We start from the raw sequence: 18,167 nt of genomic DNA on the forward strand, positions 1-18,167 counted from the left end.
AGATCAGGCGTAAGGCTCAGCTACAAAATGTCCTTTAGACACTTCGATAAGCGTGGCATTTTCCAGGTTATAAGCCCCTGTCTTATTGCCAGATGCATCATGAATCGGGCCTGCTTGGTCGCCTGGCATAATAATCCGTTTTTTGTTAGCTTCTACTTCTGGATCAGGAAGTGGGATCGCCGACAAAAGCATTTTCGTATAAGGATGGATCGGATTTGCATACAACTCAGCGCTTTCTGCAAGCTCGACCATTCTACCCATATACATTACAGCTACCCGATCACTGATGTGCTTAACCATCGACAGATCATGCGCAATGAACAGATATGTCAGACCCAAACGTTCTTGAAGCTCTTTTAGCAGGTTGACAACCTGAGCCTGGATAGATACGTCAAGAGCTGAAATCGGCTCATCACAAATGATGAATTTAGGATTAACCGCTAGTGCGCGTGCAATACCGATCCGCTGACGTTGACCACCAGAAAACTCATGCGGATAGCGTGTTGCATGGTCAGGGTTCAAACCAACCAGATCAAGTAACTCTTCAATCCGTTTCTTACGTTCTGCACGGCTACCCGCCATATTGTGAATATCCAGCGCCTCACCAATAATATCAGAAACAGTAAAACGCGGGTTCAATGATGCATACGGATCTTGAAAGATCATCTGCATATCACGGCGCATGGCTTTCATTTTACTCGGTGATAATTTGTAAATATCCGTCCCGTTAAAACGTACGCTTCCTGCTGTAGGTTCATACAAGCGCAAAATCGTACGACCCGCTGTAGACTTACCACAGCCGGATTCGCCAACCATACCCAGCGTTTCACCCTCACGAATATAGAAATTCAGGTTGTCCACCGCTTTGAGCACACGGTTTTTGCCAACATTAAAATACTTTTTAAGACCTTCAACCTCAATTAAATTGTTGCTACTCACCATGATCTCACCTCCTATTTCTTCAACTTCGGATCAAGCGCATCACGCAAGCCGTCGCCAAAAAGGTTGAACGCAAGCATAATCAAACTGATCAAACCTGCCGGGAAAAGCATCCGCCACGGGTAATACATCCACCCGGTCAGAGCTGATTCAATCATTGAACCCAGCGATGCCTCCGGATTCGGTACCCCTAACCCGAGGAAGCTCAGGAAAGCTTCGGAAAAAATAGCGGTCGGAACGCTCAACGTCAATGTAACGATGATCGGACCTACTGCATTAGGCAAGAGGTGGCGGAAAAGCAAACGACCTGCTCCAGCACCCATGGAACGGGAAGCAAGTACAAACTCTCTGTTTTTGAGTTGCATCATTTCACCACGTACAATCCACGACATGTTAATCCACCCGGTCACACAAAGCGCAATAATGATTGTAGTGATACTTGGCTCCAGTACAACCAGCAACAGGATCGTAACAAGCAAGTAAGGAATGGAGTACAAGATTTCAGAAAATTTATTCATGATTTCATCAACGCGGCCACCAAAGTAACCCATAATTCCACCATAAATAACACCAATCAGCAAATCAATCAAAGCTGCAGCCAGACCTATCGTCAAGGAAATCCGTGCTCCCATCCATGTACGGACAAACATATCACGTCCAAGATCATCCGTACCGAACCAATGCTCCGCGGAAGGTGGCAGATTCGTGCTGAGTAAATCATTAGAGTAATAATTATAGGGTGACAATATCGGGCCGATTAAAGAAAAAAGCACAATCAGAACTAAAACAATCAAGCTAGTCATTGCAACCTTGTTTTTACGAAGTCGTTCCCAGGCATCGCGCCAAGCAGATAAGCTTTCTCGCTGAATAACTTCAGACTGCTTTTCATCGACACCTATTTTTTGGAAATCTTCCGGTTTCACCTGAAGTTTATCCAAATTCACAGCATTGTCTTTCACAGACATAAAGTTACCCCTCCTTCCCGCCGGACAGCTTAATCCGAGGATCAATAAACCCATACGCGACATCTGTAATAAAACGCGCTAACATAAGCAAAACACCGTAAAAAATCGTTATCCCCATAATCATAGTGTAATCACGGCTTGTGATACTTTCCACAAACACTTTACCAATACCGCCAATCCCGAAAATCCGTTCAATAACCACAGATCCGGTAATAATATTCGCTGTCATTGGACCTACGTAGGTAACAACTGGCAAAATAGCATTCCGCACAACGTGCTTGAACATGATCGTAATGGATTTCAAGCCTTTAGCTTTGGCCGTTTTGATATAATCTGCATGCAGTACTTCTATCATACTGGAACGCGTCAATCGTGCAATAAACGCAATTGGTTGAGCGGACAAAGCCGCAACAGGCAGAACGTAGTCCATTGGGCCCTCAAAACCCATAACATTAAACAATTCCAACTTTTGGGCAAAAAAGAACTGGATTAATGATGCCAAAACGAAGCTGGGAACCGCAATACCTAGAATTGCCAATATCATCGCTACGGTATCAATGAGTCTACGATGGTACAAAGCCGCCAGCATGCCTAGTAAAATACCGACAATAATGGAGACAATAATTGCTACCAGACCTAATTTTAATGATACCATAAAGGTCTGTCCAATAATGTCGCTCACATCTTGATTCAATTTTTTCATAGAAATACCAAAATCACCCGTAACAATATCACCTAAGTATTTAAAATATTGTACATATACAGGCTTATCCAACCCATACTGTTCCATTAATCGGGCTTGAATCTCAGGAGACGTCGCTCTTTCGCTCATAAAAGGGTTACCTGGAATTGCCTTCATCAGAAAGAACGTCGCAGAGATCAGAATGAGCAAAGAAATAAGCATAAATATAAATTTACTGATCAAATAACGCGCCATCGCCCGTTTACACCCCCCATATTTTTTCGACACCATTCGATTCTATAGAAATAGAGTTGGGTTGTCCAATCTACTTATATGCATGGTTAATTTAATCATATTAAGAAGAACCCTCACACACAAAAAAAACGGGATATATATGGCAGTACCCACATATATATCCCGAAGTAACTCTTCAACTTCAGAATCAAGTATCAGCTACTTACTGTGTTATATAAGCTCTTGTAAAATCAATTGCACCACTAAAATCCAAGGCAACGCCTTTTACATTTGGTTTCGTCAAAGAAGTATTAGAGTAGTAATAAATCGGCAGTAAAACCATATCATCCTGAACAAGAAGCTTCTCTGCTTTCGCAAATATTTCCATGCGTTTTCCTGGATCAGTTTCTGTTTTAGCCGCTTTAATCAAACCATCATATTCAGGATTAGAATATCCAGAATTATTGTTGCCATTACCAGTTGTCCAGATATCCAAGAATGTCATCGGATCATTAAAGTCAGCAGACCATCCACCACGAGCAATTTGGAAATTCAACTTGTTACGTGTTTGGATAAATACGCCCCACTCCTGGTTTTGCGTTTTCACATCGATTCCCAGGCTTTTCTTCCACATATCTGCAACTGCCAAAGCAATTTTTTGGTGTCCTTCAGTAGAATTGTAGAGTAGAGTGATTGGAGGGAGTGAAGTTACTCCTTCTTCCTTCATACCTTCTTGAAGCAATTTCTTCGCTTCAGCTACATCTTCTTTGAAATAATCATCTTTATGCTCATTACGGTATTCCTGAGATAAACCTTTAATACCCGGAGGTACAAAGCCGTAAGCAGGAATCTCTCCACCCATCGTTACTCTATCAACAATCGGCTGACGTTGAATCGACATTGCAAATGCTTTACGAATTTTAAGATTATTGAACGGTTTTTCGGTGACGTTAAACAAATAGTAATAGGTGCTTGCTATACCTTTAGCCTGGAATTCATTAGGCATTTCATTTTTCACAGCCATCATTTGGTCTGCAGGAATTTCACCATTTGGTTTACCTGCATAATCAAGTTGTCCACTTCTGTAAGAAGCGAGTTCTGTTGCACCGCTGTTTACAAGGGACATTGTAATTTTCTTCAGTTTAATTTCGTCCTTACCCCAATAATTCTCGCTTTTGGAAACCTCAATCTTTTGACCTGTCTCCCAAGTCGACAATGTGAAAGGCCCGTTAGTGATCATGCTTTCTTTTTTAGTCGCCCATTTATCATTACCTTTAACAGACGGATGCACCGGATAATAGGTGTAGAAAGAAGTCAATCCCAGGAAGTAAGGTGTTGCATGTTCCAGTTCTACCTGTAATGTATGGTCGTCAACTGCTTTGACACCTACATCTTTGAAGTCCGTAACTTTAGTACCTTTAAAAGATTTGGAAGTGCTCAGGTTGTAACCCTCAGCATTTTTGATATAGTACAATTGGTAAGCATATGGAGGTGCAGGAGCCGTGGAAGGATCCAATACCCGTTGCCAAGCAAATACGAAGTCGCTTGCTTTGACTGGGTCGCCATTACTCCATTTTGCAGTATCGCGAAGCTTAAACGTATAGGTTTTGCCGTCATCGGAAATCTTCCAAGATTCAGCTACGCCAGGAATTTCTTTACCATCAGGGCCCATGCGAACAAGACCTTCATACATTGTTTTTAAAACAGTGTTTGCTTGAGTATCTTGAGCCTGTGCCGGATCGAACGTTGGCGGCTCGGATGCAAGGTTAATGCGCAAAATTTGCTTGTCGGCCGGAGCCGGCGTAGTCGAGGTGTTTTCTTGTGCGCCCTTACCATTGGTATCGTTCTTGCTGGAGCCGCAACCTGCGAGCAATGCGCCAACTGCAAGAATGAGTGTCAAAAGGACTAAAAAGCTTTTCCTTTTCATCTAGCGTTTTCCCCCTAGTTCTAAAGTGGTATATGTTTATAGATTATACAACCAGCGGTCAAAAAAATCTACATTACATTTCTTCAAATTGAGCTTTTTTTTCAAAAAAACATGATTAATTCATATTTTCTCACCGTTTCATGTCATGTTATATCACATGATGTTGAATATATTCTTAAATATACCAACAACAGTCAACAAAATATACGCCAATGTCATTGCTATAAAAGTTAATCTCCAGACCGCTCTACATAATCTTTTACCATCAACCTTTCCTTTTATTCGATTTTGAGCTCCTCCAATTAAACCCAAGGCCAGTAATAGGAGCAGTAGAATCAAATAAAAACCGAATCGAGATGTAAAAATGACGTTAAAGAGTGCTGCGACGGAAAATATCAGAAAAAACGTGGTAATATCCATAGAAGTAAGTAACGATTTCTTTTTTTCCATTTTAAGAATGTAGCGACAAACCGCAAACACGATCAAAAACGGAAAAAAGGGAAGAATACTGAAAGTGATAATGGTACCTTGTATAAGACTCAACTGATCACCCCTCTTTTAGCCGCATACCTTCAATTAATTGCCACAATACCTCATGAGTTGGTGCAGTAACCCCAGCCTGATCTGCCATCTGCACCAGTTGTCCGTTAATTGAAGCAACTTCTGTCATGGACTGTGCAAGTACATCAGCTAGCATGGACGAGTGATTTTCTGCCGTTGACCGGCATACATTTATAATTTGCTCCCACCATGCGTTTTCCCAGTGGATACCATGAGCTTCATACACTTGAATGCCTTCATCGTACAACCTGCGCATCATATGTATTCGAATAGGGGGCGAAAGCAGCTCGCCATTACGAACTCGCCATACCGCCGTCAGCGGATTGATTACAGCATTGATCAACAACTTGCGATACATACCGTTCTCGATTTCTTTCGACAAGCAAGCGTCAAATCCTGCTGCAAGCAGCCGATTTAGCACACATTGGTTAAAATTATTGTTCTTCGACTCCTCCCCTTCCTCCGAACAACCTATTTCAGTAACACCCGATCCTGCATGTATAATAGATGCGACTCCCTGCCTCTTGGCTCCTTCAGTCGTCACAGCAGGGTATACCACAGCTTTAGGCCAAGCCTTTCTAATGCGTTCTATATGACCGATTCCATTCTGCAAGCAAACGATTCCTATATCTCTGTCCATTTGAGCTGCAGGCTGGATCTGTTCTAATACTTCCTCAATCGCCCCCTGTTTGGTCATAAGCATTATCCATCGTGCCGGAGCCTGTGAATTTAACCGTTGCCAATCCGCCAATGGCGCTACCTTCAATTTATCTCCAGACATATGTACTGCCACCTGCCCCTCCTTATCAAACACAGTGATTCCTTCATGAGTAATGACGCGTGCCTGCTCAAGTGTACGTGTCCACAGCCTTACTTTTGTACCCGAGGCAGATAACCTCCCGGCAAACAACAATCCCAGCGAACCCGCTCCAATAATATCAATCACCTTTGTATCGTCTCGCTTCCATCTTTTTTTCTACTATATCATATGCACTCTAAAGAAATACAAAAAACGCCAACTACGGCAAAGCGCTAGTTGACGTTTTATTTCAGAATTGCAGAAGTAATCTTGTTACTCAATGCGCTCCAGATTCCCATTGGCATCCATTTTGAATCTGGATTTAAGCTCTTCCTCATCTTCAGTAATTAGAGCCAAGCGCCGAGCCCGGTCCATAATCTGAATCAGAGCTTTATAATCATCATTCACAACACGATAGTCGGTTTGCACCTCATTCACTTCTTTGGACAGCCGGTCATTAATGGAGCGAAGCTGACTCAATTCTTCTTCCTTTTCCCGTAAATCTTTCTCCAGCATCTTAATCTGCCGATTCGTTTCCTGGACGGATCCCTTCCATTGACGCAAGAAACGAATTACTGCATCAATAGATAATGTATCCTCACTCGTACCATCCGTTCTGTACCCACCTTCGACTGTATCAAGCGAGGCAAAAGCCGCAACCTGTGATACACCTACCGGGTTCTGCTTGCGGATATAACTGCGCTTCTGGCGCTGTGCTTTGGCAATGCTAATTGCTTCATCGTAACGTTTGCGCACGCAACTGTTCCAACGAAAGCCGCATGCTGCAGAGGTTCTTCCTATCTTTTGTCCAACCTCCTCAAACGCAGCAAGCTGCGTTCCACCTTCACGGATATGCCGCAATGTCACCTCCGCCAATATCAAGTCATCTTCCACACTCCATGCATCTTGTCTTATTGCAGTCATGCCTCTAGCCCTCCTAACAACATCCTGAAATAACCGTCTTCATGAACCGATCCTGCCGGTATTTGAATAGGGTATAAAAGCTGTTTATTCATTCCTATGCCTCTCGTAGAGTTCATAGAATCTATTTGATACTAAATTGTATTTCCATTTCTGCAAGAACTCATACGTGAACGTAAACAGTTTCGGGTTTCAAGCATGCTCAGACTGCTGTACAATAAAATGAATGGTTAAAGAAACAGAAAGGATCATATACATTACCATGAGTTTTTTTCGGGAATACATAAAAGGGGAAACCAAATGAACAAACGAATAAAAATCACAATCAGCACCCTGCTGAGCACCATTATGTTGCTAACTTTCATATATGTACGTCCTACTCTAGCCGCTCCCTCCCAAGAAGAAAGTCAGATTTTACAAGATAGTCTGTCGATTGTAGAGATAGACCATGAAATTGAGCGAATCAGTCAGGAGCAACAGACTCTTTTGCAGCGCCAGCAGGAACTGCGAAGTAACCTCACCGTTCAGCAAGAGCAAATGACCATACAACGGAAGCGTGCAGGCTCTGTGCTGCGATCTTATTATATGGGGGAAAGGGACAAGCTGTTAAGTGTGGTGCTAGGGGCAAAAAGTATAAGGCAACTTCTCTCTCTGTACGATTACTACTTGTTATTGATTAGTCACGATCAGGATGTGCTTCAAGAATACGAATCCAATTATCAATCTATGCGAAAAACAGAACAACAAGTCATCCAAGCGTCAATGGAATTGGAGACAGTCAAAACAAACTTACTGGCTCAACGCAAACGCATTGTCCTGCTTCAGTCGCGTGTAAATGACGGCGTTAGCGCCAGTAATGACCCGGATACCCTACGCAAGCTAATTGGCGAAATGACAGCTTATTGGGAAAATGTAGGTGTCTACGAGGTAAATAAACACTTTAAAGCATTAGCTCAAGCTATGCAGGATTTACCGCAATTCATTCAACAACAACAAGGTGCCATGGTTACAAATGGAAAAGTCATTACGATAAGCATTCGTGAAGAGGACTTTAACCGTTTTTTAAAGTCAGAAAATGAATTGTTTAATCACTTCAACTTTACATTTGCGCAGGATCAAATTATGGTAGAAGGCCAACAAGGAACGATGAAATTAAGGGTAGAAGGTCACTACACGGTAGAGAATGAACCGAAAAATGCAATTTTATTTCATGTGGATCGATTAGTATTTAATGGTCTGGAACTACCTGATACGACCCGCAACAAGCTGGAAAGGGATTTTGATCTGGGTTTCTACCCACAGCAGCTTATTTCCTATGTCAAAGCCACAGAAGTACGCACTTTAGCAGGAATGCTTGAAGTTAAGCTCGAATTAAACTTTAAATAAGCTTTTGCCCACTTTCATTGTTCTGAACTTTTACGTGTACAAAACAAGAGACCCCGGGATATTCCCGAGGTCTTTATTATTGTAATAACGATAGGACTTTATAGCAAATCAGCTGCCAACTGCGCGAGCTTGGAGCGTTCTCCTTTTTCCAACATAATATGCCCGCTAATCCCTTCTTGCTTAAACCGCTCCACCACATAGGTTAAACCGTTGCTGGCTGCATCCAGATAAGGGTGATCAATCTGCTCCGGGTCTCCCATCAAAATGATCTTGCTTCCCTCACCCACCCGAGACACAATCGTTTTAATCTCATGTCGGGATAAATTCTGCGCCTCATCGACTATAATAAATTGCCCAGGTATCGAACGTCCGCGAATATAAGTAAGTGCCTCCACCTGAATACTGCCCAAGCCCATCAAAATTTTGTCGATATCACCTGATTTTTTGGCATCAAACAGATATTCCAGATTGTCGTAGATTGGTTGCATCCATGGACGAAGCTTTTCATCCTTTTCTCCTGGTAAATAACCAATATCCTTGCCCATAGGAACAACAGGTCGAGCAATCAGCAGTTTCTTGAAGCGATGCTCATCCTCTACTTTAAGCAAACCTGCCGCCAGCGCCAGCAACGTTTTGCCCGTACCCGCTTTTCCTGTAATGGTCACGAGAGGGATATCATCATTAAGCAAAAGCTCCAATGCCATCCTCTGTTGAGCATTGCGCGCGCTGATTCCCCATACTGATTCGTTACTTAAGTACAGCGGCTCTAATCGCTCTGCCTCCTGGTTAACTTTCAGTAATGCTGATTTTCCAGTTCCCATTTCATCTTTCAGAATGACAAATTCATGTGGATACAGTGTATAAGGTAGTTCCAGTGACTTGATTAGTAAAAACCGGTTAGAGTAAAATTCATCTATGATGGACGGGTGCACCTGTATTGCCGAGTATCCGGGGTATAGCTCACTTAAATCGCCTGTTCTATCGGAGAGGTAGTCTTCAGTCAGCAGTCCCAATACATCTGCTTTGATCCTGACCAGCACGTCTTTACTGACCAAAACGACCGAACGCGGCTCAGGCTGCTCCTGCTCTTCCAGATGATAATTCAAGGCGACCGCCAAAATCCGGTTATCGTTCGAAACCTCCCCGAACATCTCCTGAACTTTCAAAAAACTTCGGTGGTTCAACTCAACCTTAAGCCTTCCACCTTGGGGAAGTGGAACGCCACTATGCAGATGGCCCACTTCTCTCAACCCGTCCAACAATCGCGATACATTGCGGGCATTCCGTCCAATCTCATCCGCGTTGCGTTTTTTGGAGTCGATTTCTTCCAGAACTACAGCTGGAATAACAACTTCATGTTCTTTGAAGGTAAAAATGGCTTTCGGATCATGCAGCAGCACATTCGTATCCAGCACAAAAATTTTCTTCATTAAATCCCCTCCAAAGCGGCGTGGACAATCTCGTGTTTCATACCTATACCTATTCACCGGGTACCTAATACTTGCTGATTCCCTGAAAAAAGAACCCCAAAGCAGCATAAAACAACGAAAAGTTGTAAGTGAAGATAGCCTCTGAGCCTGTCCATTTTTGAATTTAGACACAAAAGGCCCAGTGATTGCTCACTGGACCTAGACTTGGTTCACTATAACTTTAGACATACCTCAACCCCCTTATGTTATATAAGAGCTTTACTCGCTGCGAGTATAACATAAGCGGGAAGAAATATACATACTCAGGAATTGGAAGAAGCTGCGGTATTGTCGCTTACTTTTTTAGCTAACTCCTCTTGTAGCGCTTGTTTGGCCAAATCGAGCTGTTGCTCATCAATGTACACATACGGGCTACGCCATGTTCCCGCTACCGGATTGTATTTCACATTTTGCTTGGAAATATTCCAATAGGTTTGTACGATATTCTTCATTTGCTGTGACTCAATATCTGTCATCATATTCTTATCAACCGATTTAATAATTGCACTAAACTTGGTCAAAGCGTTAAAGGATTGCATTTGGTCAATTAGAGAATGAAGCACCTGATTTTGTCGACGATTGCGATCAAAATCGTCAGATTCAGCTGTTCTCGGACGACAATTCGATTTGCGGTAGCGAACAAAATCAAGAGCCTGGTCACCGTTCAAATGCTTGGCTCCAGCTGTCAGATTAATATCGGTACCATCTGCACGGTCACGATAACACATGTTTTTATCAACCGTCACATCTACGCCACCCAAATTATCTACTACATCTCTAAAGCCCTGGAAGTTAATAACCGTCACATAATCGATATCAATGTTTAAATATTTGCCGATCATCTTCTTCATCTGTTCTTCAGCAACTTCACCAGATTCTTTTTCTCTAGCCTTAAACACCGGATAATACTCATTCAACTTGCGAGGTTTATATCCATCCATTTCTAGACGCGTATCGCGCGGTAGGGACACGATGGTAGACGATTTAGTATTGGGGTTCAATGTAGCTACCATAATAACGTCGGACAAATAAGTCGGATGATCAGGGCGGTAATCGGTTCCTAGCAATAAGATAGTCAAAGGCTTAGTTTCTGCCAATTGTGTTTTGGGTACTTCCTTGTTGATCCCCGTATCCAAAACTTCCTCTACCTGATTGTAAAGATAGTAGGTATAACCACCTGCTGCTAAAATACCTATAATGAGCAGAAACAAGACAAACTTCATAAACGATCTGAAAAAGCTTTTTTTCTTTTTCGTTTTTTTCGGTTTGGCGGATTTTTTCCCAGTTTGTGTCCGGGGAGGCAATCCGTTCGAAAGATTACTCATGCTTCAACACCTTTTCCTGCGTTTTGAGAAATATAGCTTTCTCCAAGTTTACAATCCTAAAACACACACAGCGGCGCATCCCGTTCCCGGGCGTCGCCGCTGTGGCCAAAGACCAATCCAATCAATTACATATTTGCTTGTGCTGTTTTACGTTGCTTCTCTGCACGCTCGCGTTCACCTTTGTTCAAAATCTTTTTACGCAAACGGATGGCATTAGGTGTAATTTCGCAATACTCGTCATCATTCAGGTATTCGAGCGCTTGCTCCAAAGAGAAGATTACAGGTGTTTTCAGTTTAACTGTATCGTCTTTTGTTGCTGAACGAACGTTTGTCAGTTGTTTTTCTTTACAAATGTTAACGACGATGTCGTTATCACGTGTGTGCTCTCCAACGATCATACCCTCATAGATTTCAGTACCTGGCTCTAGGAACAAAATACCGCGATCTTCTACGCCCAGCATACCATAAAATGTAGAGCTGCCGTTTTCTGTTGACACGAGTACACCCTGATGACGTCCACCTACTTGACCGCCAACAAATGGTCCATAGCTGTCAAACGCATGGTTCATTACGCCATAACCACGAGTCAAAGTCAGGAAGTTTGTAGTGTAGCCGATCAGACCACGTGCAGGGATCAGGAATTCCAAGCGAACTTGTCCGGTGCCGTTATTAATCATGTTAACCATTTCGGCTTTACGGGAGCCCAAACTTTCCATAACTGCGCCCATGCTTTCTTCCGGAATATCAATAAGGAGACGTTCGATTGGCTCCATTTTCTTACCATCAATTTCCTTGACGATAACTTCCGGTTTGGACACTTGCAGTTCGTAACCTTCACGACGCATGTTTTCAATCAAGATACCCAGATGCAACTCACCACGTCCGGATACAATAAAGGCGTCCGGGCTATCCGTTTCATCAACACGTAAGCTGACGTCCGTTTCGAGTTCTTTCAGAAGACGCTCACGCAATTTACGGGATGTTACCCACTTACCATCGCGACCTGCGAATGGGCTGTTGTTAACCAAGAAGGTCATTTGCAGTGTCGGCTCATCAATCTTCAGTACAGGCAGCGCTTCAGGATGGTTTGGATCAGCAATGGTTTCACCAATGTTGATATCTTTAATTCCCGCAATCGCTACAATGTCACCAGCGCCCGCTTGATCCGTTTCAATACGTTTCAGGCCTTGGAAGCCGAACAGCTTCTCAATACGCGCCGATTTACTACTACCATCACGTTGCATAACTGTGACTGCTTGCCCCTGCTTGATGATACCGCGGTTTACACGACCTACTGCAATTCGGCCAAGGTATTCGTTATAATCCATCAGTGTTACGAGGAATTGAAGAGGCTCATCTACATTCTCAGTTGGAGCCGGAATATGCTCTACAACTGTTTCGTACAATGCTTGCATGTTATCGTCTTGCTTTTCAGCATCCATGCTGGATGTTCCGTTCAGCGCCGAAGCGTACACAACAGGGAATTCCAGTTGCTCATCATTCGCACCCAGCTCGATGAACAGATCCAGTACTTCGTCAATAACTTCTGCCGGACGAGCCGCCGGACGGTCAATTTTGTTCACTACAACGATAGGCGTCAGATTTTGTTCCAGCGCTTTACGCAGTACGAATTTCGTTTGCGGCATGCAACCTTCGTAAGCATCTACGACAAGCAAAACACCGTCAACCATTTTCATAATCCGTTCCACTTCGCCACCAAAGTCGGCGTGTCCTGGTGTATCTACAATGTTAATCAGATAATCTTTGTAAGTGATAGCTGTATTTTTAGCCAAAATCGTAATACCGCGTTCACGCTCCAGATCGTTGGAGTCCATGGCGCGCTCCTGAACAGCCTCGTGTTCTCTAAATGTTCCGGACTGTTGAAGCAGCTTGTCGACAAGCGTCGTTTTTCCGTGGTCGACGTGGGCAATAATCGCAATATTGCGAATGTTTTCTCTAGCATGCATGGTTTGTATCCATATCCTTTCCGTATATCAAAATAGTGTCTCTATCCTGAAGCAGTGCTGATTCAAGGCTAACAATCGTTCTTTAGGCCCACTCCCTGCCAGCCTTCTATATGTTTCAGGCTTTGTACAGACAGCTTCTCTCTCCGATTCGCGTGAAAACCTTAAAATAAGCGTCAGAAATCATTCCGACGCTCTTATCATATCCATTATATTATAGTTGAAATATGTCATAAAGCAAGACATTATTGCCTGTTCCGTAATTTACCGCCATAAAATCTCATTGCTTGTCGTTTACCATTTGCGTTTGCCACGGTTGTTTACGACCAACCAGATTCCAGCGCCGATCAGTAAAACTGCAATAACATATATGATACCCGTTCTTAACAGGGTAATGACCAATAAAAACACCGATACCAAGCCCAATATCACGCCCCCCGTATATACATTACGAGAAAGCGAAATATCATTAATGGCGTACTCCCATAATCCAACCGCCACACCTAGAAGTAACAAAGGCCATAAATAGGCCATTAAATTCCAGCCCCAAATATTGCAGAGCAAAAATAAGAAGCCATAAACCGATAAAATCCCTGCTGGCAGCAACATAAAGGGTGAAACTTTACGCTTCATGTACATTGCATGCAGTACGATTCCAGGTATTAAAAACAGCAAAGGCCAAAAGTTTCGTCCCAAGAAGGAGAACGTCCCCAGTTTCCCCAACAAAATAATCAGTCCTACGGCAACAATGCCCACTCCGATCATACGCTCTTTTCCGGAATTCATCGTGGTCTCCTTTGTTTGCTGAATTTGTTTTTAGGTCGCTTAATGTGATTGTTTTTAAGTATATTTTAGCCGATGTTTTCCAAAAAAACTACGTTCAAATATGATGAGCACGTAGCTGACGATATATTCCTGCAATCACAACTGCTGAGGCTAAGAGTCCTGGTAACCATGCATGTATAAGCTCTCCCGTACCTGCTAACCATACACCCAATCGGGGATCACGCAGTAGCATTTCTCCTGCCGTAAAAGCCAGGATTGCAGATCCGAGCAAAACAAGTACAGGGAACCGGTGAAGCCAGATCGCAATTACGTTGCTGCCCCAGACAACTATCGGAATGCTAATTGCAATACCAATGACAATAATGGCGATATCCCCATCTGCTAGTGCTGCAATAGCTAATACGTTATCTAGACTCATCACAAAGTCCGCTACCAGAATCACCTGTATAGCCTTCCATATGGTTGTTTCTGCTCTGACTCCTACATGATCCTCACTCTCATAAAGCAGCTTAAACGCAATCCATAACAGAAGTAGACCACCTGCCGCCTGAATAAAGGGTATGCCCAGCAAAATGACAGCTACAAAAGTCAAAACACAGCGCAGGAGGACTGCACCGACTGCCCCCCACCATATAGCTTGACTCCGCTGCCTTGCAGGCAAATTTTTGCTCGCCATGGCTATAACAACCGCATTATCACCGCTTAACACCAAATTAATCATTAATATTTTCAACAGCAAAATGATATGCTCCATGTGTACAAACACCCCCATCCTACTTGTATGCGAAATAGGACGAGGCTATGCTTATAAGCTTTGTCAAATAAGTCATCCTTTATTAAAAAATGATGTCAAATTCGTTGAGTAAAGACCTTGAAATCAATAACAAACAGCCATATAATGAATCGTATTTCCGGAAAACGGGTATTAAAATAAACACATACAACGATTTTAGGATGTTTAATCAGGGAGATGAGAACGATTGATATGTCCGGACTTCAGTTCTTTTGGCTACTGCTTAATGTGATATTTATTGATCTTCTGCTCGCAGGGGATAATGCGATTGTAATTGGACTTGCCGCCAGAAAGCTGCCTCCTGCAACGCAAAAAAAAGCGATACTGTACGGCACCGGTGGTGCCCTGCTTATTCGCATAGCAGCCACCATTGTGGTACTCTGGCTGCTTCAAGTACCGTGGTTGTTACTCATCGGGGGGATTATGTTAGTCTGGATTGCGTATAAGTTGCTCGTAGACCAGGAGGACCATACCGAAGTCAAAGCGGGAACAACATTATGGGGTGCTATCCGCACGATTGTTGTAGCCGATGCGGCTATGGGTCTGGACAATGTGATTGCTGTTGCTGGCGCTGCCCAGCAGCATTTGCTACTTGTAGTGCTGGGCCTGTTAATCAGCGTGCCAATCGTGGTATGGGGAAGCACTCTTTTTATCAAACTGATCAATAAATTCCCCTGGATTATCTATTTGGGATCGGCTGTACTTGGTTATACGGCCTCTAATATGATTACTGAAGAACGTAAGCTGGTACCTTACTTTACCGAGCACCCTGCGCTGCGTATCTTGTTTATTGCTACAGTTATGGCTGGTATTTTGCTCACGGGATATCTTCAAAATCGCAAAGCAATGTCCAGTCGAGAAAAAGCTGTTTAAAATGCTTCAAAAACTGTTTTAACTAAAATCAAAAAAGGCAGACCCCATAATAACAGTGGGTCTGCCTTTTTGTTTAAAACCAATCTTCCTGTATAACTTCCTCATTACGCCCCTCTATAGCTCCGCCTGACTCCAGGACAAGCGTTTCCGTTGCAGCCACAGCCTGTTCAATCAAGGCATTTAAATCCCGAATAGAGGCTTCAATCTTTTGAACAACCCACAAATTTGGATTGGTCGTTGGGGATTTAGGAACAAACAATGTGCAGCAATCTTCATATGGAAGGATGGATAAATCGTAGGTGCCAATTCGCTTAGCGATTTCCGTGATCTCCTGCTTATCCATCATGACGAGAGGTCGCAGCAATGGTAATTCTGTTGAACGGCCAATCACATTCATGCTGGATAACGTTTGACTAGCAACTTGACCCAGACTGTCACCCGTCACGAGTGCCAGCGCTCCTTCACGCTCAGCCAGCATCGTTGCAATTCGCAGCATAGACCGTCTCATTAGCGTTATAATCAGATTGTCCTGTCCAGTGCGCGTAAAGGCCGTCTGCACCTCTGTAAACGGTACAAGGTGGATTTTGATCCGCCCTGCATAGCCTGCTAATACCCTTGCCAATTCAATGACCTTTTCTTTCGCACGCTCACTTGTAAACGGATAGCTATAAAAATGTACACATTCAATTTCCAGTCCTCTACGCATGGAAGACCATCCTGCTACCGGGCTGTCGATTCCACCAGACAGCAGCAGCATAGCTTTACCGTTCGTTCCTAACGGAAAGCCCCCTACAGCCATAATAACATCGCTGAATATATAGGCCGCCTGCTCTCTGACCTCCACACGCAACTCAATATCTGGTTGATGCACATCGACCCTCAACGCTTGAAACTCTCGCAAAATAGGAGAACCAATTAAATGGTTCATCTCTTGTGAGGAATGAGCAAACTCCTTCCACACTCTGCGGGCATTTACCTTGAAAGTCGTTCCCTCGGCCACATTCAGCTCACGCATCAAAGCTACAGCGGTCTCAATTATAGCACCCAGCTCGACAGGAGCCATTTTGACAGGACTTATTGTCGTGATGCCAAACACTTTTTGTAACACTTGAATGATCTGTTCATAAGGCTCTCCTCCGAGTACCACATAAATCCGTCCAAATTCCTTCCGCAAAGAAGCGCCGGGAAACGGCTTGAGCAGCAGCTTCACGTGATTCAGTACTGCCTTTTCAAAACGAGTTCTATTCTTCCCTTTTAATGTAAATTCACCGAAGCGAAGTAACAGCATATCATAGTGCATTTTAACGTTTCCACCTTTCAAGGGATTCCAGCTTGGCTACAGCCTGTTGCAGTGCAAGTATAAGCTCATCGATATCCTGTTCCGTATGTTCATCACCAAAGCTGATACGAATGCCGCCAGATGCTTCTGCCTCATTGCGGCCCATCGCCTGCAGCACCCGGCTGGGCTCGGCCAACTTCGAAGAACAAGCCGATTTGGTGGATACGGCCACACCTAGTTGCTCCAGCGTATGCAGCAGCACCTCGGCCTTCATACCCGGATATGAAAAGTGGACAATATGCGGTGCTTCCTCCCCGCTGTTTAGCCGCAGTTGAGGGATTGTCTGCACTTCTGCGACCACCCGTTCTCTCCACTCGGTCATACGTCGTGCTGTTTCTGCTTGTCGTTCGCCCGCTAGTCGTACCGCTTTGGACATACCAACAAGCAGTGGCACATTTTCCGTACCTGCACGAAAACCCTGCTCCTGAGAGCCGCCACTATGCAGTGGGAAAATCTCTACACCTTCCCGAACGAATAGTAGTCCAGCACCTTTAGGTCCACGCAGCTTATGCGCAGAGAGGCTGTACAGATCAGCCCGCCAGCCCCGGATATCAACCGGCAGCTTTCCAAACCCCTGTACACCGTCAATATGAAATAGAATACGGGGGAACTGTTTCTTCAGCGCAGCTCCGATATCATGCACCGGTTGCACCCTTCCCGTCTCATTATTGACATGCATAATACTGACTAAAATCGTATCTTTACGGACAGCGGCACAAACCTGTTCGGCGCTCACATGCCCTTCCGCATCGACAGGTAAAAATGTAACCTCAAAGCCCAGATTTGTCAGTTGTCTGCAAGCTTCATACACAGACGGGTGTTCTGTCGATACAGTAACAATATGCTTGCCTCTGGTCTGATACTGCAAAGCTACTCCCTTAATAGCAAGATTGTTGCTTTCCGTTGCCCCAGATGTGAAGACAATCTCTGATGGATACACTCCCAAAGCCGCAGCACATACTTCGCGCGAACGCTTAAGCAACTTATCCGCATCCTCTCCATACCGATGCATCGAAGATGGATTGCCATAGTGGCGTCTCATGATCTCAGCAACGGTTGTAATCACCTCTTCAAAAGGCGGAGTTGTCGCCGCATAATCAAAATATTTCATTAAACTCCCCTTTCTGCCCTACAACTGCTGCAACAAAAAAAGACCAAAACAGGGAAAGGCCGCTACATTATAGCGACACCCTTTCCCCATATT

16 protein-coding genes are annotated in these 18,167 nt (G+C 43.9%); 2 read left to right on the plus strand and 14 right to left on the minus strand.

Translation table 11 applies throughout. The features are described from left to right. Positions 1–3: 3 nt before the first annotated feature. From MLD56_RS16700 to MLD56_RS16730, 7 genes are all read right to left on the minus strand, one after another. Complete coding sequence (locus MLD56_RS16700; RefSeq protein WP_029517761.1) at positions 4–942, minus strand: ABC transporter ATP-binding protein; 939 nt, start codon at positions 940–942, stop codon at positions 4–6. An 11-nt stretch (positions 943–953) separates the two neighbouring features. After that, entirely contained in the window at positions 954–1,904 is a 951-nt protein-coding gene (locus MLD56_RS16705) for an ABC transporter permease (RefSeq protein ID WP_029517762.1), read from the minus strand. Positions 1,905–1,908: 4 nt separating this feature from the next. Next, the gene (locus MLD56_RS16710; RefSeq protein WP_029517763.1) at positions 1,909–2,841 is read right to left on the minus strand and encodes an ABC transporter permease; all 933 of its coding nucleotides are present in this window, start codon (positions 2,839–2,841) and stop codon (positions 1,909–1,911) included. A gap of 202 nt (positions 2,842–3,043) precedes the next feature. Further along, positions 3,044–4,747, minus strand: a complete 1,704-nt coding sequence (locus MLD56_RS16715; protein WP_029517764.1) for a peptide ABC transporter substrate-binding protein — start codon at positions 4,745–4,747, stop codon at positions 3,044–3,046. Positions 4,748–4,900: 153 nt separating this feature from the next. Beyond that, positions 4,901–5,290 (minus strand): DUF3397 domain-containing protein, encoded by a 390-nt coding sequence (locus MLD56_RS16720; protein ID WP_013311106.1) that lies wholly within the window; start codon positions 5,288–5,290, stop codon positions 4,901–4,903. A 4-nt stretch (positions 5,291–5,294) separates the two neighbouring features. Further along, on the minus strand, positions 5,295–6,254 hold the full coding sequence (locus MLD56_RS16725) for a ketopantoate reductase family protein (RefSeq protein WP_049817000.1): 960 nt from the start codon (positions 6,252–6,254) through the stop codon (positions 5,295–5,297). Between the two features lie 126 nt (positions 6,255–6,380). After that, on the minus strand, positions 6,381–7,031 hold the full coding sequence (locus MLD56_RS16730; RefSeq protein ID WP_029517765.1) for an RsfA family transcriptional regulator: 651 nt from the start codon (positions 7,029–7,031) through the stop codon (positions 6,381–6,383). Positions 7,032–7,328: 297 nt separating this feature from the next. On the opposite strand from MLD56_RS16730, the gene MLD56_RS16735 reads away from it, so the two are divergent. Further along, entirely contained in the window at positions 7,329–8,414 is a 1,086-nt protein-coding gene (locus tag MLD56_RS16735) for a coiled-coil domain-containing protein (protein WP_029517766.1), read from the plus strand. A 98-nt stretch (positions 8,415–8,512) separates the two neighbouring features. Here MLD56_RS16735 and MLD56_RS16740 read toward each other — a convergent pair whose 3' ends face one another. From MLD56_RS16740 to MLD56_RS16760, 5 genes are all read right to left on the minus strand, one after another. After that, positions 8,513–9,844 (minus strand): PhoH family protein, encoded by a 1,332-nt coding sequence (locus MLD56_RS16740; protein ID WP_029517767.1) that lies wholly within the window; start codon positions 9,842–9,844, stop codon positions 8,513–8,515. A gap of 302 nt (positions 9,845–10,146) precedes the next feature. Further along, positions 10,147–11,208, minus strand: a complete 1,062-nt coding sequence (locus tag MLD56_RS16745) for an LCP family protein (RefSeq protein WP_029517768.1) — start codon at positions 11,206–11,208, stop codon at positions 10,147–10,149. Between the two features lie 125 nt (positions 11,209–11,333). Further along, a complete protein-coding gene (typA, locus tag MLD56_RS16750; RefSeq protein ID WP_029517769.1) occupies positions 11,334–13,175 on the minus strand; it encodes a translational GTPase TypA in 1,842 nt (613 codons plus the stop codon). A gap of 291 nt (positions 13,176–13,466) precedes the next feature. Next, positions 13,467–13,958: a LiaF transmembrane domain-containing protein gene (locus tag MLD56_RS16755; protein ID WP_029517770.1), complete on the minus strand. Its 492-nt coding sequence runs from the start codon at positions 13,956–13,958 to the stop codon at positions 13,467–13,469. Between the two features lie 94 nt (positions 13,959–14,052). After that, a complete protein-coding gene (locus tag MLD56_RS16760) occupies positions 14,053–14,712 on the minus strand; it encodes a TerC family protein (protein ID WP_029517771.1) in 660 nt (219 codons plus the stop codon). Positions 14,713–14,928: 216 nt separating this feature from the next. Here MLD56_RS16760 and MLD56_RS16765 point away from each other — a divergent pair, with 216 nt between their 5' ends. After that, complete coding sequence (locus tag MLD56_RS16765) at positions 14,929–15,624, plus strand: TerC family protein (protein ID WP_029517772.1); 696 nt, start codon at positions 14,929–14,931, stop codon at positions 15,622–15,624. 73 nt (positions 15,625–15,697) lie between these two features. Here MLD56_RS16765 and thiI read toward each other — a convergent pair whose 3' ends face one another. Together thiI and MLD56_RS16775 are read right to left on the minus strand one after the other, a co-directional pair. Then, positions 15,698–16,924: a tRNA uracil 4-sulfurtransferase ThiI gene (gene thiI / locus MLD56_RS16770; protein ID WP_029517773.1), complete on the minus strand. Its 1,227-nt coding sequence runs from the start codon at positions 16,922–16,924 to the stop codon at positions 15,698–15,700. A gap of 1 nt (position 16,925) precedes the next feature. After that, positions 16,926–18,074: a cysteine desulfurase family protein gene (locus MLD56_RS16775; protein WP_029517774.1), complete on the minus strand. Its 1,149-nt coding sequence runs from the start codon at positions 18,072–18,074 to the stop codon at positions 16,926–16,928. Positions 18,075–18,167 lie beyond the last annotated feature (93 nt).

It is taken from the genome of Paenibacillus peoriae, from assembly GCF_022531965.1.
Classification (GTDB): domain Bacteria; phylum Bacillota; class Bacilli; order Paenibacillales; family Paenibacillaceae; genus Paenibacillus; species Paenibacillus polymyxa_D.